23 protein-coding genes are annotated in these 24,494 nt (G+C 46.7%); 8 read left to right on the top strand and 15 right to left on the bottom strand.

The genetic code is table 11. From position 1 onward, the window contains the following. Positions 1-96 precede the first annotated feature (96 nt). The 3 genes from GOL65_RS00490 to glyQ all read right to left on the bottom strand — a co-directional run bounded on the left by GOL65_RS00490 (position 97) and on the right by glyQ (position 4,910). Complete coding sequence (locus GOL65_RS00490) at positions 97-1,569, bottom strand: DASS family sodium-coupled anion symporter (RefSeq protein WP_140920474.1); 1,473 nt, start codon at positions 1,567-1,569, stop codon at positions 97-99. Between the two features lie 344 nt (positions 1,570-1,913). Further along, complete coding sequence (gene glyS / locus GOL65_RS00485) at positions 1,914-3,986, bottom strand: glycine--tRNA ligase subunit beta (RefSeq protein ID WP_140920473.1); 2,073 nt, start codon at positions 3,984-3,986, stop codon at positions 1,914-1,916. A gap of 9 nt (positions 3,987-3,995) precedes the next feature. After that, the gene (glyQ, locus tag GOL65_RS00480; RefSeq protein ID WP_130589993.1) at positions 3,996-4,910 is read right to left on the bottom strand and encodes a glycine--tRNA ligase subunit alpha; all 915 of its coding nucleotides are present in this window, start codon (positions 4,908-4,910) and stop codon (positions 3,996-3,998) included. A gap of 120 nt (positions 4,911-5,030) precedes the next feature. Here glyQ and GOL65_RS00475 point away from each other — a divergent pair, with 120 nt between their 5' ends. The 4 genes from GOL65_RS00475 to GOL65_RS00460 all read left to right on the top strand — a co-directional run bounded on the left by GOL65_RS00475 (position 5,031) and on the right by GOL65_RS00460 (position 7,243). Then, complete coding sequence (locus GOL65_RS00475) at positions 5,031-5,600, top strand: DNA-3-methyladenine glycosylase I (RefSeq protein WP_140920472.1); 570 nt, start codon at positions 5,031-5,033, stop codon at positions 5,598-5,600. Further along, positions 5,597-6,040 carry an N-acetyltransferase gene (locus GOL65_RS00470; protein WP_140920471.1) on the top strand — a complete coding sequence of 148 codons (444 nt, stop codon included), beginning with the start codon at positions 5,597-5,599 and terminating at the stop codon, positions 6,038-6,040. The genes GOL65_RS00475 and GOL65_RS00470 overlap by 4 nt, the downstream gene beginning before the upstream one ends. 278 nt (positions 6,041-6,318) lie before the next feature. Next, the gene (locus GOL65_RS00465) at positions 6,319-6,564 is read left to right on the top strand and encodes a glycine zipper 2TM domain-containing protein (RefSeq protein ID WP_140920470.1); all 246 of its coding nucleotides are present in this window, start codon (positions 6,319-6,321) and stop codon (positions 6,562-6,564) included. A gap of 19 nt (positions 6,565-6,583) precedes the next feature. Beyond that, on the top strand, positions 6,584-7,243 hold the full coding sequence (locus tag GOL65_RS00460) for an OmpA family lipoprotein (RefSeq protein ID WP_140920469.1): 660 nt from the start codon (positions 6,584-6,586) through the stop codon (positions 7,241-7,243). 293 nt (positions 7,244-7,536) lie between these two features. Here GOL65_RS00460 and GOL65_RS00455 read toward each other — a convergent pair whose 3' ends face one another. After that, positions 7,537-8,157, bottom strand: a complete 621-nt coding sequence (locus GOL65_RS00455; protein WP_140920468.1) for a cysteine hydrolase family protein — start codon at positions 8,155-8,157, stop codon at positions 7,537-7,539. A 130-nt stretch (positions 8,158-8,287) separates the two neighbouring features. Between GOL65_RS00455 and GOL65_RS00450 the strand changes: the two genes are divergently transcribed. The 3 genes from GOL65_RS00450 (at position 8,288) to GOL65_RS00440 (ending at position 11,873) form a co-directional block, all read left to right on the top strand. Continuing rightward, a complete protein-coding gene (locus GOL65_RS00450) occupies positions 8,288-9,277 on the top strand; it encodes a GlxA family transcriptional regulator (protein WP_140920467.1) in 990 nt (329 codons plus the stop codon). Between the two features lie 81 nt (positions 9,278-9,358). Further along, positions 9,359-10,333: a glyoxylate/hydroxypyruvate reductase GhrB gene (gene ghrB / locus GOL65_RS00445; protein ID WP_140920466.1), complete on the top strand. Its 975-nt coding sequence runs from the start codon at positions 9,359-9,361 to the stop codon at positions 10,331-10,333. Positions 10,334-10,622: 289 nt separating this feature from the next. Beyond that, the gene (locus GOL65_RS00440) at positions 10,623-11,873 is read left to right on the top strand and encodes a valine--pyruvate transaminase (RefSeq protein WP_140920465.1); all 1,251 of its coding nucleotides are present in this window, start codon (positions 10,623-10,625) and stop codon (positions 11,871-11,873) included. Positions 11,874-12,108: 235 nt separating this feature from the next. Here GOL65_RS00440 and ibpB read toward each other — a convergent pair whose 3' ends face one another. After that, positions 12,109-12,540 carry a small heat shock chaperone IbpB gene (ibpB, locus tag GOL65_RS00435; RefSeq protein WP_140920464.1) on the bottom strand — a complete coding sequence of 144 codons (432 nt, stop codon included), beginning with the start codon at positions 12,538-12,540 and terminating at the stop codon, positions 12,109-12,111. Positions 12,541-12,628: 88 nt separating this feature from the next. Continuing rightward, positions 12,629-13,042 carry a small heat shock chaperone IbpA gene (gene ibpA / locus GOL65_RS00430; RefSeq protein WP_140920463.1) on the bottom strand — a complete coding sequence of 138 codons (414 nt, stop codon included), beginning with the start codon at positions 13,040-13,042 and terminating at the stop codon, positions 12,629-12,631. 299 nt (positions 13,043-13,341) lie between these two features. Here ibpA and GOL65_RS00425 point away from each other — a divergent pair, with 299 nt between their 5' ends. Continuing rightward, entirely contained in the window at positions 13,342-13,722 is a 381-nt protein-coding gene (locus GOL65_RS00425; RefSeq protein ID WP_228723022.1) for a YceK/YidQ family lipoprotein, read from the top strand. On the opposite strand, the gene GOL65_RS00420 is transcribed toward GOL65_RS00425, so the two are convergent. The 9 genes from GOL65_RS00420 to GOL65_RS00380 form a co-directional block, all read right to left on the bottom strand. Beyond that, the gene (locus GOL65_RS00420) at positions 13,706-14,713 is read right to left on the bottom strand and encodes a LacI family DNA-binding transcriptional regulator (RefSeq protein ID WP_140920462.1); all 1,008 of its coding nucleotides are present in this window, start codon (positions 14,711-14,713) and stop codon (positions 13,706-13,708) included. The two genes, GOL65_RS00425 and GOL65_RS00420, sit on opposite strands and share 17 nt — an antisense overlap. Before the next feature lie 106 nt (positions 14,714-14,819). Next, positions 14,820-16,328: a tripartite tricarboxylate transporter permease gene (locus GOL65_RS00415; protein WP_140920461.1), complete on the bottom strand. Its 1,509-nt coding sequence runs from the start codon at positions 16,326-16,328 to the stop codon at positions 14,820-14,822. 18 nt (positions 16,329-16,346) lie between these two features. Next, positions 16,347-16,808 (bottom strand): tripartite tricarboxylate transporter TctB family protein, encoded by a 462-nt coding sequence (locus tag GOL65_RS00410; protein ID WP_140920460.1) that lies wholly within the window; start codon positions 16,806-16,808, stop codon positions 16,347-16,349. A 46-nt stretch (positions 16,809-16,854) separates the two neighbouring features. After that, positions 16,855-17,826: a tripartite tricarboxylate transporter substrate binding protein gene (locus GOL65_RS00405; RefSeq protein WP_140920459.1), complete on the bottom strand. Its 972-nt coding sequence runs from the start codon at positions 17,824-17,826 to the stop codon at positions 16,855-16,857. Further along, on the bottom strand, positions 17,823-18,893 hold the full coding sequence (locus GOL65_RS00400; RefSeq protein WP_140920458.1) for a sialidase family protein: 1,071 nt from the start codon (positions 18,891-18,893) through the stop codon (positions 17,823-17,825). Before GOL65_RS00400 ends, GOL65_RS00405 begins: the two co-directional genes overlap by 4 nt. Before the next feature lie 14 nt (positions 18,894-18,907). After that, positions 18,908-19,834, bottom strand: coding sequence for a dihydrodipicolinate synthase family protein (locus GOL65_RS00395; RefSeq protein ID WP_140920457.1), 927 nt, complete (start codon positions 19,832-19,834; stop codon positions 18,908-18,910). A 1-nt stretch (position 19,835) separates the two neighbouring features. Then, positions 19,836-21,494, bottom strand: coding sequence for a signal transduction protein (locus GOL65_RS00390; protein WP_140920456.1), 1,659 nt, complete (start codon positions 21,492-21,494; stop codon positions 19,836-19,838). A 25-nt stretch (positions 21,495-21,519) separates the two neighbouring features. Continuing rightward, complete coding sequence (locus GOL65_RS00385; RefSeq protein ID WP_140920558.1) at positions 21,520-23,118, bottom strand: FGGY-family carbohydrate kinase; 1,599 nt, start codon at positions 23,116-23,118, stop codon at positions 21,520-21,522. 214 nt (positions 23,119-23,332) lie between these two features. Continuing rightward, on the bottom strand, positions 23,333-24,055 hold the full coding sequence (locus GOL65_RS00380; RefSeq protein WP_140920455.1) for a carbonic anhydrase: 723 nt from the start codon (positions 24,053-24,055) through the stop codon (positions 23,333-23,335). Between the last annotated feature and the right edge of the window lie 439 nt (positions 24,056-24,494).

The following is a 24,494-nucleotide window of genomic DNA, read 5'->3' as shown; positions in this document are numbered from 1 at the left end:
AATCTGCATTTGCATTTCAGCATGTTTAAAAATCACAAAGGCCCGCATTTCTGCGGGCCTTTAGATCTCAGTTAATTTCAGCGGTAGGCCTGTCTGTTACCAATATCCTAACCACTTCCACCATGCACCACCGACGGTTATCCATATGATCAGGTTAACCACACTCAGAATAAACCCGGTTTTCCACCATTCAGTTAGCGTCACATAACCGGAACCAAAGATGATTGGAGCAGTCCCCGTGCCATAATGGGTCAGAGACATCATCAATGACGATGCAAAAGCAAGGATCAGCCCCAGCAACGCTGGAGGTGCACCAAGCGCCAGGCCCGCAGCAAAGAAAGCAGCAAACATGGCGGTAATGTGGGCGGTGGTACTGGCAAAGAAATAATGAGAATAGACATAAACCAGCGTCAACAGAATGGTGCCGCCAATCCAGCCGATACCCAGATTATCAATGGCACCACCAACCGTCTGTGAAAGCCAACTAATAAGGCCGAGCTTGCCGAGGAAGGTCGCCATCATCACCAGCGCAGAGAACCATACTACGGTATCCCAGGCACCTTTATTCTTCAGCAAATCTTCCCAGCTAAGAACTCCAGTCATCAGCAAAATAGACAGGCCAATAAATGCAGCCGTGGTGGGATTTACCACCCAGCCCTCACCTAAAAAGAATGCCGGAATACCAGCCCACATCACCAGCAGCAAGGCAAATACTGCCAGAGTAATCTTCTCAGACAGCGATACAGGACCTAACTCACGCAGTTTGTCTTTAGCAAATACCGGGGCATTCGGGGTGCTTTTAATTTCAGGTGGATACAGCCAGTAAATCACCAGTGGCACCACAATCAATGAAACAATGGCAGGAATCAGTGCGGCAATCGCCCACATACCCCAGGTGAATTCAATACTTGGATCGGTACCCTTAATAATCAGAGCTACAATCAGCGGGTTAGGCGCAGTCGCCGTAATAAACATTGCTGATGTAATAGGGTTAATATTGTAGTTCACCAGAGAAAGGTAACGTCCAATTTTCTCCGTCGATCCGGGTTCTGGCTTAGAGTTAAAACTGTCGGCAATCGAGCGCATAATCGGGTGGATGATGCCGCCACCCCGGGCTGTGTTACTCGGGGTAACCGGTGCCAGCGTAGTTTCAGCAATTGCCAGCGCATAGGCGATACCAAGCGTTCTTTTGCCAAACAGAGAAATAAAGTAATAACCGATACGTGCACCTAAACCGGTTTTATTCAAACTTTGCGAAACCATAATGGAAATACCAATCAACCAGATAAGCTGATTAGAAAAACCACTTAACGCATCATTTAGCGCAGCACCTGGTTTGCCCGGGTTAGTAACCCCCGTCAATGCTACCAGCGCAATAGCAACGATTGAGAGTGCGCCAATAGGCATGGCTTTACCAATAATCGCGGCAATGGTTCCAACAAACAGCGCCAGCAGGTGCCAGGCATTGGGTGTTACACCCTCTGGTACCGGAATAACAAACCAGATGATCAGAGTAATCGCAATCGCAACAAGGGAAGGAACAGGTCTTAGCGGAGTCATTTTATCCATAATATTGTCCACTTATTCATATAGAGTGGGTATCTCAGGAAAAGAACCGAGACAAATTCAGGCAAAAACAGCACCTTTTTCACATCATTAAATGGCCTGATTTTGAGATCGGAGATTCGAGCGTTTTTGATAAATAACGCTTTGATATCATGTAATACAAAATCATTTCATTTCACATAATTTAAACAAAACTCATTATACTGATTTTATACAACCAGAACAGACATATTGTTTAAAAAAGTCGAGTGACTACAAAATTTTAACAACGGTGGAGTATTGAATTGACCAACAGGCTATTTCAGCAATGTATGCCAAAACAGCCTGTTGGTAATTAGCAGGATAAATTAACTGTGCAGCAGAGAGATATCCGCGACTTTCAGGAACTGTTCGCGTAATTTACTCAGCATTGTCAGACGGTTAACTCGAATAGTTTCATCATCAACCATTACCATGACTTTATCGAAGAAAGCATCAACGTATTCGCGAAGATCCGCCAGTTCAACCAGCGCTTCTTGATAACGTCCTGCTTCAAACAGTGGTTCCAGTTTATCGCGCAATACCGCCAGATGAGTTGCCAGATGGATCTCTTCCGGCTCTTTTAATATTGCTACGTTGGTTCTTTCATGCAGCGTATCCGTTGCCTTAGACAGGATATTTGATACCCGCTTATTGGCTTCCGCCAATGAAGCAGCAGCATCTAACGAACGGAAGTGCGAAACCGCTTTAACCCGCGCATCAAAATCAGCCGGCTTAGTTGGGCGACGAGCCAGTACCGCCAGAATCACGTCAATGCTATAACCGACATCCAGATACCAGGCGCGGAAACGGCCCAGCATAAACTCAACCACATCATCGGTAACGTTAGCGTTGGTCAGCTTATCACCGTATAAACGCACGGCTTCTTCGGTTAATGTTGCCAGATCTAACGGCAAATTCTTCTCAACGATAATACGTAATACACCCAGCGCTGCACGACGCAGTGCAAAGGGGTCTTTATCCCCTTTAGGGTTTTGGCCGATACCAAAAATACCCGCTAAGGTATCCATCTTATCGGCAATCGCTACTGCACAGGCAACCAGCGAATTAGGCAGATCGTCACCGGCAAAACGTGGCATATACTGCTCATTTAGAGCAACCGCCACTTCTTCGTCTTCGCCATCAAAGCGGGCATAGTGCATTCCCATCACGCCCTGCGTGTCGGTAAATTCAAACACCATGTTGGTCATCAGGTCACATTTAGACAGTAAACCTGCGCGAGTCGCTTTGTTAACATCCGCGCCAATCTGGCTGGCAATCCAACCGGCCAGCGCCTGAATACGATCGGTTTTATCACGTACGGTACCGAGCTGTTGCTGGAACAGCACGGTTTCCAGACGCGGCAAACGATCTTCCAGACGATGCTTACGGTCGGTATTAAAGAAGAACTCTGCATCTGCCAGACGTGGGCGAACAACTTTCTCATTACCAGAGATAATCTGTTGCGGATCTTTAGATACAATATTGGTAACGAAGATAAAGTTTGGCATTAAACGACCCTGATGGTCGTACACCGGGAAGTATTTTTGGTCGCCCTTCATGGTGTGCACTAAGGCTTCTGATGGAACCGCCAGAAACTTCTCTTCAAATTTAGCGGTTAACACCACTGGCCACTCAACCAGCGAAGTAACCTCTTCCAGCAGGCTTTCACTGATATCAGCAATACCGCCAAGTTTATCAGCAGCGGCTTCAGCATCACGCTTAATCAATAGCTTACGGGAATCATAATCGGCGATCACTTTACCGCGTTCGATCAGAATTTGAGGATACTGATCGGCACTGCCAATGGAGAACTCAGGTTCACCCATAAAGCGATGGCCGCGAATGATGCGATCGGATTTAATACCCAGAATAGTTCCGTCAATCAGTTCACTGCCGTACAGCATAGTTACAGTATGAACCGGGCGGATAAACTGAGTCTCTTTATCACCCCAACGCATCGGTTTAGGAATAGGCAATTTAGCCAGCGACTGAGCAACCAGATCGGCTAACAGCGCTTGTACCGGCAGGCCTTTAACCTGAGCGCGATACATCAGCCATTCGCCTTTGTCTGTTGTCAGACGTTCAGCCTGCTCAACGGTGATACCGCAACCACGAGCCCAGCCTTCTGCAGCTTTGCTTGGTTTACCTTCAGCATCAAATGCCTGAGAGATTGCCGGTCCACGTTTTTCAACTTCACGATCGGGCTGTGAGGCTTGCAGTTCAATGACTTTCAGAGCCAAACGACGCGGAGCAGCGAACCACTCAACCGCACTGTAGGACAAATTAGCGTTGTCCAGTTCCGCTTTAAAATTTGCAGCAAAAGATTCAGCAAGAGAGCGAAGCGCCTTCGGTGGCAACTCTTCCGTGCCGATTTCCACAAGGAAAGTTTGTTGAGTCATGGCGTTCTCTTAAACCTTTTTCTTATCACACATAGGGAAACCTAATGCCTCGCGAGAAGCATAATAAGCCTCAGCAACCGCTTTGGTCAGCGTACGAATACGCAGAATATAGCGTTGGCGCTCGGTCACAGAGATCGCTTTGCGGGCATCCAGCAGGTTAAAGCTATGGGCCGCTTTCAGAATACGCTCGTAGGCCGGTAACGGCAGCGGCGTTTCTAATGCCAGTAGCTTCTGCGCCTCTTTTTCATACTGCTCAAAGCAGCTGAACAGGAAGTCAGTATCGGCATATTCAAAGTTATAGGTAGACTGTTCCACTTCGTTTTGATGATAAATATCACCATAGGTAGTCTTACCGAAAGGACCATCGCTCCAGACTAAGTCGTAAACGCTGTCCACGCCCTGAATATACATGGCCAGACGCTCAAGTCCGTAAGTGATTTCACCTGTGACTGGCTTACACTCCAGACCACCGACCTGTTGGAAATAGGTAAACTGAGTCACTTCCATTCCGTTTAACCAGACTTCCCAGCCAAGACCCCAGGCACCCAGCGTTGGGTTTTCCCAGTTATCTTCAACAAAACGGATATCGTGCACGGTCGGATCCACTCCCAGCTCTTTCAGCGAGCCAAGATACAGCTCCTGAATATTGTCCGGAGAGGGTTTGATAATGACCTGAAACTGGTAGTAGTGCTGTAAGCGGTTCGGGTTTTCACCATAGCGACCATCCGTCGGGCGACGGGAAGGCTGCACATAGGCAGCGGCTATTGGCTCAGGCCCTAAAGCCCGCAGGCAGGTTATTGGATGCGACGTACCAGCACCGACTTCCATGTCCAATGGTTGGACAATGGTGCAGCCCTGACGCGACCAATAATCCTGTAATGTTAGGATTAATCCCTGAAAGGTTTTATTATCGAACTTCTGCATGTTGGATCCGCGCGCGATAGAGTTTAATTAATGTAGCTGATAAGTATACCTATAGACGACCAGATGTGCAGCTCTAATCCATACCGGACACAGGATTTTGTTAAATTTCAGGGGAAATATATGCAACGTTGTAGTTGGGTCAATCAGGATCCGCTTTACATTGAGTACCATGACAACGAATGGGGCAAACCCGTTCGGGATAACCAAAAACTGTTTGAGAAAATTTGTCTGGAAGGACAACAAGCCGGACTCTCGTGGATTACTGTACTGAAAAAACGTGAAGCTTATCGTCAATGTTTTCACCACTTTGATCCGGCAAAAGTCGCAGCCATGACGGAAAAAGACATTGATAAACTGATGGAAAATCCGGGGTTAATTCGCCATCGCGGCAAACTGGAAGCCATCGTGCATAACGCTAAAGCCTATATGGCTATGCAGGCAGCCGGAGAAGACTTCGCCACCTTTATCTGGTCGTTTGTGGAGAATCAGCCAATCCTCAATCACCTTTCGATGAAAAAACCTGAGGAACTTCCTGCTTCCACCCCGATTTCTGTTGCTATGGCGAAAGCGCTGAAAAAGCGTGGTTTTAAATTTTTCGGTGCCACCACTTGTTATGCTTTTATGCAATCAATGGGGTTGGTTAACGACCATATGATTGAATGTTTCTGCCATCCGGATAATCACGCGTGATTCGCCGCTATCAGGAACAGGATCTGGATGCGCTAATGGCGCTGTGGTTAACCACCACCATTCATGCGCATCCTTTTATTGAGCAATCGTACTGGCTGGAAAGTGAACCATTGGTTCGCAACGTTTATATTCCTGATGCCACCACTTGGGTGAGTTGTGAAAATGATAAAATCATTGGTTTTATCAGCGTGATGGAGCAGCAGTTTATCGGAGCACTGTTTGTTGATTTTAACCAGCAGGGAAAAGGGATTGGCAAAGCGCTGATTGAACTGGCTAAAACTCATTATCCCCGGTTGCTACTTGAGGTCTATCGGGAAAACACTCATGCACTTCAATTTTACCTGGCCATGGATTTTCATATTGTCAGTGAACAGCCCCACCCGGAAACACAACAGGTAACATTAATCATGCAATGGCAGGCTCCGCTGATTGCTGCATGATACTGGCTTATTCTCACACAGGGTAAACTCTGCTGCAGTGAACCCTGTGTAACTACCGCACTTAATTACCCTTTTACCTGTTATCAGCCTGCTATAATTGTAAAGATACGGGCCTGATACCAGTGACACAAATTACGCCATTTCCCCGTATAACAGCCTTTTCATGGTTGTTAAAGAAGTGTCCTGCAATTGAAAAATTTGCGTAAAGAAACTTTCTTTCCGCAAAAATTAGGCTTTAATCTGCTGTATCAGGATGTTGATTCAACGAGGTACAGGTTATGAAAAAGTTTATTGCAGCAGTTGTCGTAGTTACATCTGTGCTGTCATTGGCAGGTTGTGCAAATCCGTATGGTGGAAGTAATCCCAATAACAATCAGGCAGCAAACGTAGGTGTTGGTGCAGGCATCGGTGCATTATCTTCTTCGCACAAAGATAATACTAAGGGAGCCCTGATTGGTGCTGCCGCAGGTGCTGCGGTTGGTGCTGCTTCCGGAGCCATTCTGGGCAATAGCTCAGGTCAGTAATTCTGTTTAAGGTATATGTATGAAAAAGTTTATGATTGCCACGGTTATTGCGCTCAGCGGAACATTAGCCGTTTCGGGTTGTACGACTAACCCTTATACCGGTGAATCACAAGTTGGCGATTCTGGCATCGGTGCAGGTATTGGTGCTGTTGTTGGCGCAGGCGTAGGTGCATTGTCATCATCCAAGAAAGATCGCGGTAAAGGTGCCCTGATTGGTGCCGCTGCCGGTGCTGCTTTTGGTGGTAGTGTTGGTTATTATATGGACGTTCAGGAAGCTAAGCTGCGTGAGAAAATGGCTGGTACTGGCGTGAGCGTTACTCGTTCCGGCGATCAGATCATTCTGAATATGCCAAATAATGTTACTTTTGATACCAGCAGCAGTACGCTTAAGCCTGCGGGTGCTAACACTCTGACCGGTGTTGCAATGGTATTAAAAGAGTACAACAAAACCGCCGTCAATGTTGTAGGCCATACTGACAGTACAGGTTCTCGTCAGTTGAACGTGAATCTGTCTCAACAACGTGCTGAGAGCGTAGCCAGTTCGTTAATTACTCAGGGTGTTGCCGCTAACCGTATTCACACTCAGGGTGTGGGCCCGGATCAACCAATTGCCTCTAACAGTACTGAGGATGGTAAAGCGCAGAATCGTCGTGTAACGATTACGTTGAGTCCATTGTGATTGGGGTTTGATTTTTTTGTGGGAAACCGGTGCTATGCGCCGGTTTTTTTATGGTTGGTAGATTGGCTAAATTGACTGATGAGAATGTTCCGTCCGTAAAAATGATGTTGCTTATATCACCTTAGTGCTCGGCCGGAAGGGCCATATACTCAGCTTTCGAGTGCGTCGGGCCTACCTTTCCTACGGGCACTTCGTTGGCTTACGCCAAGTCGACCCCCACGGAAAGCTCTCCCTCCGATTAACTTTTTTAGGCTTTATCATCTAACTACTATCTCTATATTTCTTATTCTTTCTTAAACTCGCCGAGCTAAACGGTTAGATGCCAGAATATTCCCACTGGCTATCCCTTGTTTATTCTCCACTGCTTTTAGCCACTCTGCCGTTGATGTTACTGCGGCAAATCGTGAATGGAATACTACGCTGAATACCCGGTGGATTTCTTCGGCGGTCGCTTTTCCGGCCTGATTTTCGTAAGGGAGGCTTCCTGTGGCATCGGACAGGAATTCAACGTTAAATCCTGCGTGGCTGGCGTGGTAAATGGTGGAGGCATCACAGTTATGGGTCATGTAGCCAACAATGGTTAGGGTATTTATCTGACGGTCTTTTAGCCAGGTCATGAGTTCTGTTCCGGCAAAAGCGTCGGGTAAGCGTTTTTCAATTAATAAGTCGTAGTGCTGACGTTGAATTTTCGGGTGCAGCTCCCACCCTTTGCTGCCCTTGGCAAAGGCAGGCGAGTTTTCCGCTGCGCTGTTTTGCACTACAACGATTGGAATTTCCGATTTTTTTGCCATCTCCATAGTGCGAATAATGTTGTTTAATGATGTTTCCACCGGTGGATATTCAATAGGTAATTCCCCGGTGAAATACTCGTTTTGCACGTCAATGACCACCAATGCTCTTACTGGATTGTTCATCAATAGCTTCCTCGTAGCCTGTTAACACTTCTGCTATTTTGCTGGCATCCTCACCGTTCAGATAGTGACCTGAATGACAGATATCGATAGAATCAGGCCAATTATCTTTGCCTGAAGCTCAGGAATATGCATGGAACCGCTGACTAACCCAATCACCATTGCCGTTGCCGCTTATCAGGGCATTAACCCGTTTCATCTCTCTATTCCTCATACGGTATTCAGTAATGTACTGAATCAGGATGGTTCCCCCCGTTTTCGGGTGATTACCTGTGCACTGGAAGAAAACCAGATAGAAACTTCGATGGGATTTACCATCACCACTCAATACGGTCTTGAAGGTTTTCAACAAGCAGATATCATTATTGTGCCCTCCTGGCACCGTATCGATATCGCCCCTCCCGAAGAGTTTATTGATGTACTGAAACAGGCTAACCGGCGTGGTGTAAAAATTGTCGGCTTATGTCTGGGAGCTTTTGTGCTGGCTAAAGTCGGGCTATTAAACGGTAAGGCGGCAACCACCCACTGGAAATGGGCCAATGCTTTTAGCCTGCGTTATCCGGAAGTAGAGCTGCGCGCGGCAGAACTTTATATTGATGAAGGAAATCTGCTTACCTCTGCCGGTATGGCCGCTGCTATTGATTGCTGCTTGCATATGCTACGACAGATTTGTGGCGCAGAAATTGCCAATCAGGTGGCTCGCCAAATGGTGGTAGCACCCCATCGTCAGGGTGGACAGGCTCAATTTATTGAAATTCCACTACCGGTATCACGGCAGGATGACCGTATATCTCAGGTACTTAACTGGGCAGCACAACATCCGGAGCTACCGCACTCTATCGATTCACTGGCACAGAAAGGAGCACTAAGTCGTCGAACGTTTACCCGACATGTGCGACAAACGACCGGCACCACCGTGATGCAATGGTTGTTGAATCAGCGCATCGCTAAAGCGCAGCGTATGCTGGAATCCGGTACTCACTCCATGGAGAAGGTTGCAGAAGAATCTGGTTTTAATACCGTGGCATCTCTACGCCAGCATTTTACCAAAGCGTTAAATATTTCCCCTTCATCCTATCGAAAACAGTTCAAAATAAAGGCAGAACAATCAGGCAATAAATAAACCAAAAACCGGTCATGATTTATTTATCAGTTATGGTAATGTTTGGTCACTGATAATCTATCCTATCGCAGAGGACAGGACATGAAGCCATCGATCGTCTCCTATAAACAGCTGCCCGCAGATTTACAGGACAAACTGGAACAACGTTTTTCCGTTACCGCTTTTGACTCCATTACTGATGAGAATCGCGCCGACTTTATTAAAGCTCTTGGTAAAGCCGAAGGCATTATTGGTGCTAACCAAAATATTGACCGAAAGCTGTTAGATCAGGCACCGGTACTCAGAGCTGTTTCCACCATTTCAGCAGGCTATGACAACTTTGACGTTGACGCTCTGACCGAAAGAAAAATTCCTTTAATGCATACCCCGGGAGCTCTGACGGAGACGGTTGCAGATACCATTATGGCGCTGGTATTAGCCACTGGCCGACGCATCGTGGATGTGGCCGAACGGGTAAAAGCCGGAGAATGGAAAGGCAGCGTAGGCGAAAACTGGTTTGGTACCGATATTCATCATAAAACCATGGGGATCATCGGTATGGGTCGTATTGGTACCGCACTGGCCCAACGCGCACATTTTGGTTTTGGGATGAAAATTGTTTATAACACCCGCAACCGAAACCCGGAGGCAGAAAACCGCTTCGATGCCATTCATATGGAGTTAGATAAGCTGTTGTCCGTAGCCGATTATGTTTGTCTGATATTGCCGTTGAACCCACAAACTCGCCATCTGATTAATGCAGAGCGACTTGCGCTGATGAAGCCATCGGCGTTTTTTATTAATGCCGGACGTGGTCCGGTGGTGGACGAAGCCGCATTAATCGAAGCTCTACAGCAAGGCACTATTGCCGGTGCGGGTCTGGATGTGTTTGAAAAAGAGCCGCTGCCAACCAACTCTCCACTGCTGTCGATGCCGAATGTCGTTGCCATTCCACATATTGGTTCAGCAACCTTTGAGGCTCGCTATGCCATGGCTGCCAGTGCCGTCGACAATTTAATTGCTGCCATGACGGACAGTATCGAAGGCAACTGCGTTAATCCTCAGGTTATCCGCTAGCACACAAATCTGGCCTTCCTGTTACCGTGTCTGCATCAAATCACACACTTTTTTGATGTAGTCACGGTAAAAATGCAGTTTATTCTTTAGCACAATCCCTCAGAATTAATGGAATAGACCTGTTGAAAACCGCATTCAATGACCACAGGAACCACACATCTCACCATGCGTGGCAATAACCACAGAACTTAAGATAAATATCAGCCGCATATTCACCCGTTGCGCCAGCTAAGGTCTGTCGGTATGGTTAATGGTTATCCCCCTCAGCCCATAACATCAATGTATTAACATGACATTTTCATCTTTTGGTAAAAAATTTACTCGTTTTTCCGGTATTACTCAGTTAATGAGCGATTTAAATGATGGTTTACGCACTCCCGGAGCAATTATGCTCGGAGGCGGTAATCCTGCAAAAATTCCGGAGATGCAAGACTACTTTACTCAGCTTTGTGCCGATCTACTGGCGGAAGGAAAGCTCACCGAATCAATCTGTAATTATGATGGCCCACAGGGCAAGAATACTTTTCTGACCGCACTGGCAGAAATGTTGAGCGAAGAGCTGGGTTGGCCGATCGAAGCGAAAAACATCGCCCTGACCAATGGCAGTCAAAGTGCATTTTTTTATCTGTTTAATCTGTTTGCCGGTCATCAGCCGGATGGTCAGGTGAAGAAAGTTCTGTTTCCGCTGGCACCAGAATATATCGGCTATGCAGATGTTGGGTTAGAAGAGGATCTTCTGGTTTCCTATAAACCAACCATCGAGCTGCTGCCTGAAGGCATGTTTAAATATCATGTCGATTTTGATCATCTGCATATTGGCGATGATATTGGCGCTATCTGTGTTTCTCGCCCAACCAATCCAACCGGTAATGTATTAACCGACGAAGAAGTGATGCGTCTGGATGCAATCGCCCATCAGAAAGGAATTCCGCTGATTATTGATAATGCCTACGGTGTTCCTTTCCCCGGCATTATCTTTAGCCAGGCCACGCCGCTTTGGAATCTGAATACCATTCTGTGCATGAGCCTGTCCAAGCTGGGCCTGCCCGGCACCCGCTGCGGTATTATCATCGCTAATGAAGAGACTATTCAGGCGATGGGTAATATGAATGGCATTATCAGTCTGGCACCGGGCAGTATTGGCCCGGCACTGGCTTTAGAGATGATTGAACGTGGTGACCTGCTTCGTCTTTCTGAACAAGTGATCCGCCCCTTCTATCAACAGCGTGTAGAGCAAACGCTGGCAATTATCCGCCGTTATATTCCGGCAGAACGTTGTCTTATTCACAAGCCTGAAGGTGCTATCTTCCTGTGGCTGTGGTTTAAAGATTTACCTATCAGCAGCCAAACGCTGTACCAGCGGTTAAAGGCCCGTGGTGTACTGATGGTGCCAGGGCATTACTTCTTCCCCGGTCTGGAGCAAGAGTGGCCTCATACTCAACAGTGTATGCGGATGAACTATGTGCCGGAGCCGGAGTTAATAGAGAAGGGAATTATTGTATTGGCGGAAGAGATTGAGAGGGCGCATAGAGAAGGATAATAATTGCTCAATTCTGCTCTTGAGAATATTCTGGCCGTAATCACATAGTATCTATATGACAATTGTGCCCGGCCGGAAAACCATCTGTACTTAACCATAGAGTGCGTCGGGCCTAGCCCGCCTAGGGGCGCTTCGTTGGCTTACGCCAAGTCGACCCCAACGGCGGTCTCTCCCTCCGATTATCTATCGTGAAAGATTGAAAGCGGGGCTTAATGCCCCGCTTTTATTTATCTCATTATTGTTGATGCTCAATTACACCCTGCTTACCAATAGTAATCTTCTGCGCCTGCAACGCTTCCGGCACTCTACGCTCAATATCAATATGCAGCAGCCCCAGTTCGAACTTAGCTTCGGTGACCACCATATGGTCGGCAAGGGTAAAGCTCAGTTCAAACGCCTTGCAGGACAATCCCTGATGCAGATACTGCACCTCTTTTTCTATTTGGGTTGGATTGCCTTTTACCGTCAGGCGCTGGCCTTCTGATTCTATTTCCAGATTTTCTTGTTTAAATCCGGCTAAGGCTAATGTGATGCGATAGTGGTTATCGTCACTTTTTTCAATATTGTAAGGAGGGAAACCAGAATCTGTATTCCCTTGCATGGTGCTGGCCAGTTTATCGAATCCAATCCACTGACGAAATAACGGTGATAAATCATAATTACGCATAATATAACTCCTTCTTTGAAGCGAGTGAGGTCTGCCCCCATTACGGCAGGCACATAACTGTTCTGGCGCTTAGCGCCTCAAAATTTTATTACTTGATTTCGATACGGCGTGGCTTTGATGCCTCAGGAATAACCCGTGCCAACTCGATATACAGCAAACCATTCTCTAAATGAGCACCTTCTACCTGAATATGTTCAGCCAGTTGGAATTTGCGTTCGAAATTGCGCTCGGCAATACCTTGATAAAGGTAAGTTTTTGCCGGTTCCTGACTCTGTTTAGCACCGCGTACCACTAACAGGTTTGGCTGAGCGGTAATCTCCAGTTCGGTTTCAGCGAACCCGGCAACCGCAATAGCAATACGGTAATGGTGTTCATCAACCAGCTCAACGTTATAGGGAGGGTAGCCGCCATTGCTTTGGCTCTGGCCTGACTCAAGGGTGTTCAGCATCCGGTCAAAACCAATGGCTGAACGATACAGTGGGGAAAGATCAAAATTACGCATAAAAAACGCCTCCTAAATAAATCAGCGAGGTTGAATAACATCATCTTCCTTACAGGACAGATGAACTTTCTGCGACCAGCAACCCTATTGGCATTGCTTTATCGATCACACTTAACAAAATGGTGGCATAAATTCATTTTTCAACGGCAAAAATTCATTTCTAAGCTAAATTTTATAGCGACACACGATTATCTGAATGTTACTTATTCAAATTTAGATAGTTGAGTGCTATAACGTTGCTCTTCAACTTAATATCATTAACTGTCAGAGCGTCTTATGCGTTTTGTGGATAGCAAACAATGATGACTAGTGTTAAAGGTTTTTTACTGCCCATTTGTGTCAGTACAACCATGTTTGCACTTTCTGGTTGCTCCAGCCTGATGGCTCACGTTGCGCCTTATGAAAGGTATTATCCTGGCACTGCTCATGATATTGATATGATTGGTGATGACAATCATGGATGGCTGATGCGCAGCCTGTTAATTGTCGATCTGCCTTTCTCTGCAATGTTAGATACCGTTTTACTACCTTACGATCTCTATCGCGCCAGCGATACCGAAGGCCGTTCTTCGCCACGGAAAACCATTTCAGATTCAGATAAAGAGAAGCAAAACAAAGGTCTGATGAAAGGTTCTGGCTATACTCCCCCCTCTCAGGACAAAGCTAGCGAGAAGAAGTAATACGGGAAATCAGTTCTGCATCAGCAACAAAAAGCTGACTATCGGTTAAACCATCGATCTTTTTACGCATCATTTCGCAGGCTTGTTCCACCAGCGTCTTTTCATCCTGTCTCATCGACCAGATATTATTAGGTAAAAAGCTCAGCATGACGTGTTCGTCAAAGGTACCGATATTAATCTGGCTGGGAATATAGCCATATCGCTCACGCAATACGCTTAATCCTCCTTCCAGAATCGGTAATGAAGAAGAGATAAAGTTCACCGGAAACTCACCGTGCTGTTCAATAAACTGATTCATCATCAGCTCACCATCTTCAACCCGGTTATGATCTGCATAAGAGAGCTGGGATTTCTCTTGCGAAAAGCCTGATTCATCGCTGGCTCTGACATACCCTTTCAAACGTTCAGCGATAGTTGGCAGCCCGGCATCACCCACAAAGAAGTGAATGGGCTGTTGAATTTTATCCAGCATGGCGCGAGTCAAACGATAACCGCTTTTACAGTTATCAGTAATGACACAGGAAGCCCCTTTAATACCAAAATCCCGATCGAGAAAAATCAGCGGCTTATTACGGTGCTTAACGTGATGAACCTGACTTTTAGCATCTACTGACACAATAAAGATGCCGTCTACGTTGCGCTCTTCCAGCGATTTCACCAGCTTATTTTCATATTTGGGATCGCCATAGGTACAACAAATCATCAACTGATAACCGGCTTCCCGACAACGAATTTCCAGTAATTCAGCCAATGCAGCAAAGAAAGGGTTTGATAAACGAGGGATAACCAGACCAAAGGTTTCAGTCTTGTTCAGTTTAAGGCTTCGCGCAGTATGGTTAACGGTATAGCCATGCAACTCTACATATTGGGCTATTTTTTCCTGCGTTTTTACGCTGATGCGATACTGTTCAGCCTTACCATTTAATACTAAACGAACCGTAGTAATGGATAAGTTTAAATCGTTCGCAATCTGCTCTACCGTTTTAGCCATGGCGTCTCGTCGGTTCCCTTAACTGATTAAACATGGTGAATATTGATAGTGCAGGATATGGCATATTTTCTGCTATCGCACGCCATATCCTGCGGGTATCACAATCTTATCCCCGACGGACTCTCATCAGTGATTTGATTTTAGGTCCGAATACAGGCAGAAGTAATGTTAGCACTGCAATGGCCAAAAATGTTGCACATATTGGACGCGTCAGTAATACCATCGGATCGCCTTCAGACATCATCAGTGCCCGACGCAGGTTAGATTCTGCCATTGGGCCAAGAATAATACCGATCACGATAGGCGACATAGAAAAATCCAGCTTAATCAAAATATAAGCCAGGAATCCAGACCCCATCATCACAAATACATCGGTCATACTGTGGTTAACCGAGTAGGCACCTACAGAACACAACATCAGAATAATCGGTACCAGCACACGACGAGGAATATCCATCACTTTGGCAAACAGACGCATGCCCATAAAACCCATGATGCCCATAAATACGTTGGCAGCAAACAGGCCAATAAAGATAGAGTTCACTTCCACCGGATGATCGGTAAATAACTGAGGACCTAATGCCAGCCCTTGCACCATAAAGGCCCCCATAATGATAGCTGTTGCGCCATCACCAGGAATACCCAGCGTCATTAACGGAACCATCGCACCACCGGCTACCGAGTTAGCGCCAGCTTCCGGAGCAGATACCCCTTCAGGAGAACCATGACCAAACTCTTCAGGATGTTTAGACCAACGTTTCGCTTCGTTATAAGCAATAAAAGAGGCGATATCACCACCAACGCCAGGCACTGCGCCAATACCGGTACCGATGACTGAAGAACGAACATAGGTAGGTAGTACGCGTTTAAAATCGAGCCAGGTTGGTAAGATACGCGTGATATTAGCCCGAATAATCTTCACCTGTCCGGCAATACGCTCACGATAATCCTCTTCAAAACTTAACAATCCCTGAGAAAAAGCAAACAGCCCAACCAGTACTGGTATAAACGAAACGCCACCCATTAAGTAAATAGAGTCAAAAGTAAAACGCATTCCGCTGGTCATCGGGTCCAGACCAATAGTAGCAATAAACAAACCAATTCCACCGCCGATCAATCCTTTAATAATCGAATTAGATGAAACGCTGGTGATAATACTGATACCAAATACCGCCAGAGCAAAATACTCTGCCGCTGAGAAACCGGTGGCTACTTTTGCCAACAGAGGGGCAATCAGCACCAGAGCAATGGTACTGAACAGGCCGCCAAACATGGAGCCCATGGTCGACAGTCCCAATGCACGACCTGCTTCCCCTTTTTTAGCCATGGGATAGCCGTCCAGCACGGTAGCTGCGGAAGCAGGTGTACCCGGCGTACTAATTAAAATAGCAGTAATCGAACCGCCATATACCGCTCCACAATAGACCCCCAACAGTAAAAGGATCCCGGTCATGCCCTGAAAGGAATAGGTCAGTGGCAACAGTAAGGCGATCCCCATATTGACGGTTAATCCCGGCAGCGCACCAATAATAATGCCGGCCAGCACCCCCAACAGAATCATTGATACGGTTTCGAGGCTGAATACGATAAACAGGGCTTCTAAAACTTCATTCATAGCGATCCCTTTATCCTTTTATTCTAAGAATTCAGATACAGGCAGAGGGGAATTAAAAATCAGGGTAAATGAGACATAAATAGTGGCCACAATAACCACTGAAATCAGTGCCAGAAACCACGCCCGTCGCTCACCCATCATCCACATCACCACCGGGCTCAACAGCATTGAAGCCACAATAAAGCCGGTATAGTTAAGCAATACGCCATACAGCACCATCACGATTGCCAGTACATAGGCTCTACGCACCGGTAGAGAGGCCAGGTCAACCGAAACACCAGCCGTTTTTGCGTGCTGAACCACTACTTCAATCCACTGCAATACGCCTAATCCAATAAATAACCAGGCCAGACCATAAGGCCAGAAACGCTCCCCGGGCACGCCATATTGATCAAACATGCTCATATCCCGGGAGAGATACATAATTGCACCCCCCAACAGAACCGAGAGTAAACCGACAAGAATATTTAATTTCCGCATGACATCGTCTCCCTCCTGCCGGCGAACCGACAGGAGATACCGTTATTTATTTTTTCATGGTTTCGTCGATCAGCGTTTTATACATCTCATCATCTTCTTTCATCATGTTGTAAGCATCATCACCGGCAATGACTACTGGCATAATGCCCTGCTTCTTCAACGCTTCCTGATAGGCTGGCGTTTTTACCACTTCAGTAAAGGTGTTTACCAGTTCCTGCTTCACGTTATCCGGCACTTTAGCGGTCGTTGCCAGCACGGCCCAGGCACGCATTTTAACGTTAACATCCAGACCTAACGCTTCTTTAAAGGTCGGTACATCCGGGAACAGTTCAAAACGTTTTTCGTCCATCACACCCAGCACTTTCAGAATACCGGCATCAACCTGAGATTTTACCGAGCCCGGCGTGGTTAATACTGAATCGATGTGACCACCAACCAGCGCGGCAATAGAAGGTCCGGTTCCTTCGTTATAAGGGATATGGTTAAACTTCACATCCATGGTTTTTTCCATGTTTACCGCTGCCAAATGGTAAATTGCTCCCATACCGGAGTTACCCACTTTTAGCTTACCCGGATTGGCTTTTGCTGCATCGATAAACTCTTGTAGCGTGTTATAGGGCGATTTAGCATTGACCACTACCGCAACCGGGTCGGCGATGGTTGTCACCAGCGGAGTAAAATCTTTGTAGGTCACCGGTGATTTGCCCTGATGCGGGAACATCGCCAGTTCAACGGTGGTCATCACCAGCTTATAGCCATCGGGCTTGGCTTTTGCCACTTCAATCAACCCGGTCAGACCGTTACCCGCTGGCTTATTTACTGGTACAAACATGGTTCCTTTTGGCATGCGATCGCGGGCGAACTCAATCACGGTACGGGCTGAAGTATCAGTACCCCCACCCGGATTTTTAGGAATGACGACTTCAATGTTCTTGGTAGGGTAAGTGAGCGTTTGCTCCGCCTGAACCATCCCGAAGGGCAGTATCAGTGCGAGCAGAGGAAGCAGATTTTTTTTCATGAGGACACTCCATTATTATCATTATCAGAAGTTATTTTTTGGTACACGATGTTCTTACGATTCCATGTGTAGGTCACATGGAGTGTTTCACCATCGGCGATAATCGCCGGGTAGGAAAATTCTCCTTCACCATTTTCCAGATCTAACGGAATCGACCAGGTCTTGCCGTTGTCCTGCGACACACTGATTGATACGGGATAACGACGATTCCAGTTGCCTTCGATTGGGTTACAGGCCAGTACCAGGGTGCCATTTTCCAGCCTGACCACATCAATACCACTGTTATTATTTGGCAGTGCTGTTTCATAAGCCGGACACCAGCTACGACCATAATCCATTGAATCACTGCGATAAATACGCCCACGGGTGCTGCGCATCATGGCATGTACCTGACCGGATTCGGACTCCCATAACGTTGGCTGAATAACGCCATCCCATTCAAATACGCGTTGCAGATCGGTTTCCCACAATGCGTCATCTTTTAAACCTTGCCAGATATCACGCTCATTTGCCGATACCGGATCAATATGAGCAATAGGAATATCTACCCGCTGCCAGCGTTCCCCCAAATCGGCAGAGATATCAACAAAAGCATCCCAGTAGCGATCGTTTTCGATGGAAGAAGGCGCCAGCCACTCACCATTGGACATCACCAACAGCTTGTTTTTAACCGGCCCGCGGGGGAACGAGTCTCCTGTCACCAATTCCTGAGGTTTGCTCCAGCTATAACCGCCATCGCCGGATGTAACGTAGCGCGTTATCCAGTGATGCACATCCGGCCCTACTTTATAAAACAGCCATAGCGTGCCGCACTGATAGTGCAAAACCGGATTCCAGTGCGCCAGACCATCCTGAGCAATGGTTCTTTGAGCCGGCTGCCATTCGCCCTTCACACAACGAGACAACCAAATCGCCGTATCCCCACTGGCCTCTTTTTGTCCGGCAAAGTAGGCTACCAGTAGTTGTTCGCTTTCTGGTAGCGCCACTAATGTCGATGCATGACAGTTATTAAAAAGCTGATGATTCACATCCAGTAAAAACTGCGAAGACTGCTTAATAAAATGCATCTTGTAATTTTTCCTTATAGCTCGAGATAGCGACGAATATCCTGCCCTAAACGCACCATGCTATTAATGGCCTCCGGATAGAATGTTTGCAGATATCCGCTGCTGTCCCTCACCCGGCAGGCAATAGTATGAAAATTCCCAATGGACTGTTGAAAATTTTTCGCACAAACCGGGTAGTCCAGGCTCTCGACTAATGCCGCAGTGGAAAGGTAGTCAGATAATTTCTGCGCTTTTTCCGGCTCCGCCTGCCAATTTTCATATAGCCAGACATACAGATCGGGATGGAAGTTAGCCATAATGCCGCTAAAGGCCTGACATCCCGCCTGAAAAGAGGCCAGCAATGTCTGACTGTTAGCATTCGCCAGATGTAAACGACTACCTTTGGCCAGCTCAAGGCGACGTTTAATCATGGTCAAATCGCAGCAGGTATCCTTAATAAAAGTGTAACGACCACTTTGGGCACACCAGGCCACCGTCTCTTCTGACAGCAAACGTTTATAAGGGTAAGGACATTCATAAATACCTAAGTCCACCGATACTGGCACCTGAGCCGTCAAACGCTGTAAAGTTTCCAGCGCCTTGTCATTATTTTCACCCGCCAGAGCCAGCCGGTTGCTGATCATAATTACGCCATCAACGCCGGTTTCAGACATACTGATCAATTGCTCGCTTTGATGGCTGAACGCATTGGCCGTATGGCCGGATGCTACTACGGGCACCCGTCCATCGACTTTTTCTACAATAAAGCGCACCAGTTTTCTGGCTTCCTCATCGCTTAAAAAGAACATCTCACTTGACTGGCAATCGGCAAATAGCCCGTGAACACCGGCAGCCAGATACCACTCAATCAGCTTTTCCAGCGACTGCCAGTCAATCTCTTTACGTTCATCAAAAGGCGTCAGCATCACTGGCCAAACGCCGGTATATTTTTGTTGGTTCACGTTATGCTTCCTTTTGCAGCGCATGCAGTGCATCGCCCGCCACTTTTACCTGAATCCCCTGGGTCAGCGATTGAGCAACAAATGCCCGCAATACGCTGCGCAGCTTAGCCTGCTCCACATAAGCAATAGTGATATGGTTACTTTGATGTCCTGACATCAGGTCATCTCGCTGCACGCCATCCAGTACACAGTTGAGCAGCGGCCATTCATAGTTAGTGGCCCGGCGGCGACGTTCAAACTCATCGTCAGGTAACTCAACTGCATGGCCGGTACCAATATGCATCACCACATTAGTTCCTTCATAGTGGGCCCGCGCCCAGATAAAGCGCCCGGCTTTGCCCTGTCCACAAATGGTTGAACCGCCATAAGGGAAGAACATCGGTGGTTGGCGATATCCCGTCGCCCCAGCAATACCACCTTTCAGGTGTTCAAACGGTACCGCACCAGAGATTTCCATATCCCAATAGAACGTGCCCCGATATTCACTCCCCCAACGAATATCATGCAACGTAGTTTCTGCCGGTAATCCCAATGAACTCAGCAAACGCCATAGCATGGTTTGAGGAATAGCCGTGCCCATATCCACTTCATTAATGCAGGGAATGGCCTGATTTGGGCAGATAATCTCACCCTGTTCATCAGGGATAGGAAAACGTTCCGTTGAGCCAATCGCACCTTCAGCAAAGTCTGAAGCAGCACAGCTATCCTTCAGCCCTTGCTGATACTGAACGCCCACCGCGGATAAGCCAAAACGCTTCACAAAACGCGCCATGGCAATCATCATGGCACACTGCTCTTTAACCTGTTCACGAGTCAGCTCGATGGCGCTATCCTGACCAAACTGGAATTTCATCCCGCGCTCTTCATACCAACTCAGGCAAGCTTCTCTTAATTCATCGGGCACTTTAGCCATTTCAACCAGTAAGGCAGACTGCGACAGTGATTCCAGCGGCATACCTATATTGACTAACGCCTGCTGAGGAAATACGCCGTTAATCATCCCCATACAGAAAGTATCGAATAATCCCAAAATCTCTTTATGCTGCAAAATATATTCGCCGACTTTGCGACCTGTGGCACCCTCTGAGGTTGCCATTACCGGGTGCGTTGGTGCCACATCGTGCAAATAGTTATTCTTATGCTGCAATGAGCCATAGCGCAGCCAGGTCTGCAGACCCTGCATAAAGAACTCATCGTCAAAACTTTCTGACCATAGTCGAGAATAGGATTTATCCAGACTGGTTAAGGTTCCTGCCAGACAAAGCATGCCTACCAGTCCCGGCCAGGTGCCGTCAAAATTAGCTAACAGCAACACCGGGCCACGGTGATGGGCAAGCGATGGAGCAATATGGTGTGAATACTGCCAGGCAGTTAATAGCACAATCACCGGCGCATCAGGCTCAATAGCAGCGAATAAATCACTCCCTTCACGCTGGCTGCTGATAAATCCATGTCCACGATTTTGGCTTACCGGATGTGCTCGCTTCATGGAGTAACCCAGTTGTTCCAACGCCTGTTCCAGTTTATCTTCAAATTTCTTCTGTACCGGCCAGCAAGTAATGTTTGCTGGCTCTCGTAAATCTGCATTAGTGACCATCAATATTTGCTTACTTTTCGCCCCTATTTTCGCCGGTGACGGTGGCAAATTAAGTTTTAACACGTTGATATTCCTGTTCTGAGAAAATTTACACTGGCAATTCGGCGTTACTCATCATCTGGTGGTAACGCTGCTGGTCCTGATACATCTGTAAATAAACCTGATACTTAGCCTGATGGAATGAAGCGGTTGAATCGTCGGGTTTGATACTGTTTCCATAACGAACCATCGCTCCGGCGGCTTGAGAAAAGTCAGAGAAAACACCACATGCCACAGCGCCCAGCAAAGCGGCTCCCAGCGTGACCGCATCTTCTTCCTTCGCCAGATGAATCGTGCGCTGAGTAGCATTGGCATACTCCCGGAGCCACAGCGGATTTTTAGTCGCACCGCCACACAAAATAAGGCGATCGATCTGATGTCCTGACTCTTCCAATACGTCAATGATGTGGCGAGTGCCATAGGCGATAGCCTGCAGGGTTGCTAAATAGCGCCGGGCCAGTGCATCCAATCCCGTTTCCAGCGATAAGCCAGACTCCATGCCTCTTGCATCAGGATTAGCCCGGGGAGAGCGGTTACCGTGGTGATCCGCCAGAATATGAAAATGATAAGTAGGGAAAGGATGCTGTTGCTCAAGTTGAGCAACCCGCTGATTTAAAATGTGGTAATAACTGCACTGCTGGCGTTTAGCCATCTCTTCCAGTTCTGGCCAGGCGTCGCTCTGACGTAATGTCCACTCAACCAGTGCACCTGCGGCACTTTGCCCACCTTCGTTTAGCCACCAGTCCGGGATCATGGCACTAAAGTAAGGTCCCCAGACACCGGGAACCATAACTGCCTGCGGGCTGACAACCATATGGCAGTTAGACGTACCGCTGATAATCGCCAGACTTGCTTGTGGTTGAGCGGCGACCAACGCTAATCCACCGGCGTGAGCATCAATAATGCCGCTGGCGATAGTCACAGCGGTATGTAAGCCAAACTGTAGGGCCACTTCCGGGCAGAGCACACCGACTTTGTCGCCCAGATTTAAAACCGTTGTAGGTACTTTATCGGTTAATTCTGTCAGCCCTATAGCCTCTAACAAACTGTGACTAAAGCGCCCTTCATGAGAAAGGTAGTTCCATTTACAGCTTAGAGTACAAATGCTGGCAACATCCGCAGCGCTGGCACGCCAGACCAGATAATCGGCTAAATCAAAGAAACGCCAGACCTGATGATAGCGCTGTGGGTAATGCCTTTTTAGCCAAAGGATTTTTGGCAATTCCATTTCAACGCTAACTTCACCACCAACATATTGCAATGCAGGATCATTGGTCAGGTTTATGTCCATCGCTTCATCAGTAGCTCGATGGTCCATCCACATAATGATATCCCGCTCTGTATTACCATCCTCAGCAACCGAAACTGATAACCCATCTCGCGCAACAGCCACCAGAGAACAGGTAGCATCGAAACCAATGGAGCAAATGGAGTGAATATCAACCTGAGATAACTCAACAGCCTCTTTCACTACCGCACATACCTGCTGCCAGATATCTGTTGACGACTGCTCAACCACATTCGCTCGGGGGTGAAATTGCTGAATTGCCCGAACTGAAAATGCCAGACGTTCCCCCTGAGAGGTAAAAACACCCGCCCTGACACTGGCAGAACCTACATCAACACCGATAAAAAACTGCTCCACAATGCCTCCAAACTCAATGCTGCGTCGAGTTAGCAACTTATGAAAGCGGAGGGTAAAAAACAATCAAATTGTTTAAATTATGTGATATTGATCGAAGTGAAAAAGATAACCAACTGAAATGAAATAGATAATATTTTGAGCAATATGATGGGGGATAAACAGGATAATCCAGCCAGCGCTAATCAAATATTATTAACGCCGGCAGGACACCGTTTACTTAGTCTTTCAGAACTTCACGTGCATTAATTGGCTGAACCGGACGGTTGTTCGGATGGCCCATTAGTGTAGTAAATGCCTGAATTTGTTCATGACTGGCAGTAATCTGATTTTTCAGCACTAACCAACGAACCCCTTCAGTACAAGGAGGAGTGGTTAATGAACCGCTAAAACGATAGTAGTGCAGGTTAGCTGGCAGCAGATCTTTAGCATTGATCTTTTGATCGTAGGTTACTGTTTCACCAGTCTTAGGCATTTCTTTCCACAGTTTAGCCAGTGTTGGGTTAGCCTTACCCTCTTTCACCATAACGGCTAATACTGTCAGTTCACCCTTACTGTTGGCGTGAACAAAGTGAATTTCCATTGGGAAAGATTTACCTTCGATTTGGTTTTCACCCGGAGTATGGAAATGGAACTGTTTCAGTTCAAATGACATGCCATCCACATCAATTTTGCTACCTGGCGCATAATTAACCTGTAATGTATGACCATTATTCACCATATTTTCTGCGCCCGCAGCGTAGGTAATATGGAAAGGCTTCAGATCGGATTTAACGGTACCGGTCAGGTTAACCGGCGACTGGTTTTGAGCGTGACAAGCCGAAAACTCTGGAGATAAATCCGCCCAATGCTCTGGCCCGGCTTCACCACTATATTCCCAATGAGGGGATGCAAGCGCACTAAAAGACAATGCCAGACCACAAACGGCAATAAACGTTTTCACATGATTTCCTTTCAATAATTAACCAGCACAATATTAGAGGGATATGACAAATATCAATCGAATTCAATATTGCTAACATCCCTGAACGCATCGGAAAAATAAACTCCCGTGTCGGGCAATTATATATTTGTTCAAAACCACATGAATCAACCGAGCTGTAATTAACCCCACGCAAAGTGTAATAATATGTAACCTGTTGATATAAGATAAATACTACATAAGCCAAACTTACACTAACTAAATGAAAAATAATATAAAACAGCCAAAAAGATATTATTAAAACTCAATAAGTCGGAAAGAAATGAAATATCAATCTAAATTTTAGTCTGTTTATTTTATTTAATGCCAAAAATAAATAAGAATTAATTTCAATAACATAAAAGACGCATAATTAATAAATAGAAATAAATAAAAAAGCCCCCGAACTGATTAAAGTTCG

This window comes from Limnobaculum xujianqingii, from assembly GCF_013394855.1.
Taxonomy (GTDB): Bacteria; Pseudomonadota; Gammaproteobacteria; order Enterobacterales; family Enterobacteriaceae; genus Limnobaculum; species Limnobaculum xujianqingii.
The sequence above is the reverse complement of the archived record's forward strand: the minus strand, read 5'-3'. Positions and strand labels throughout refer to the sequence as shown.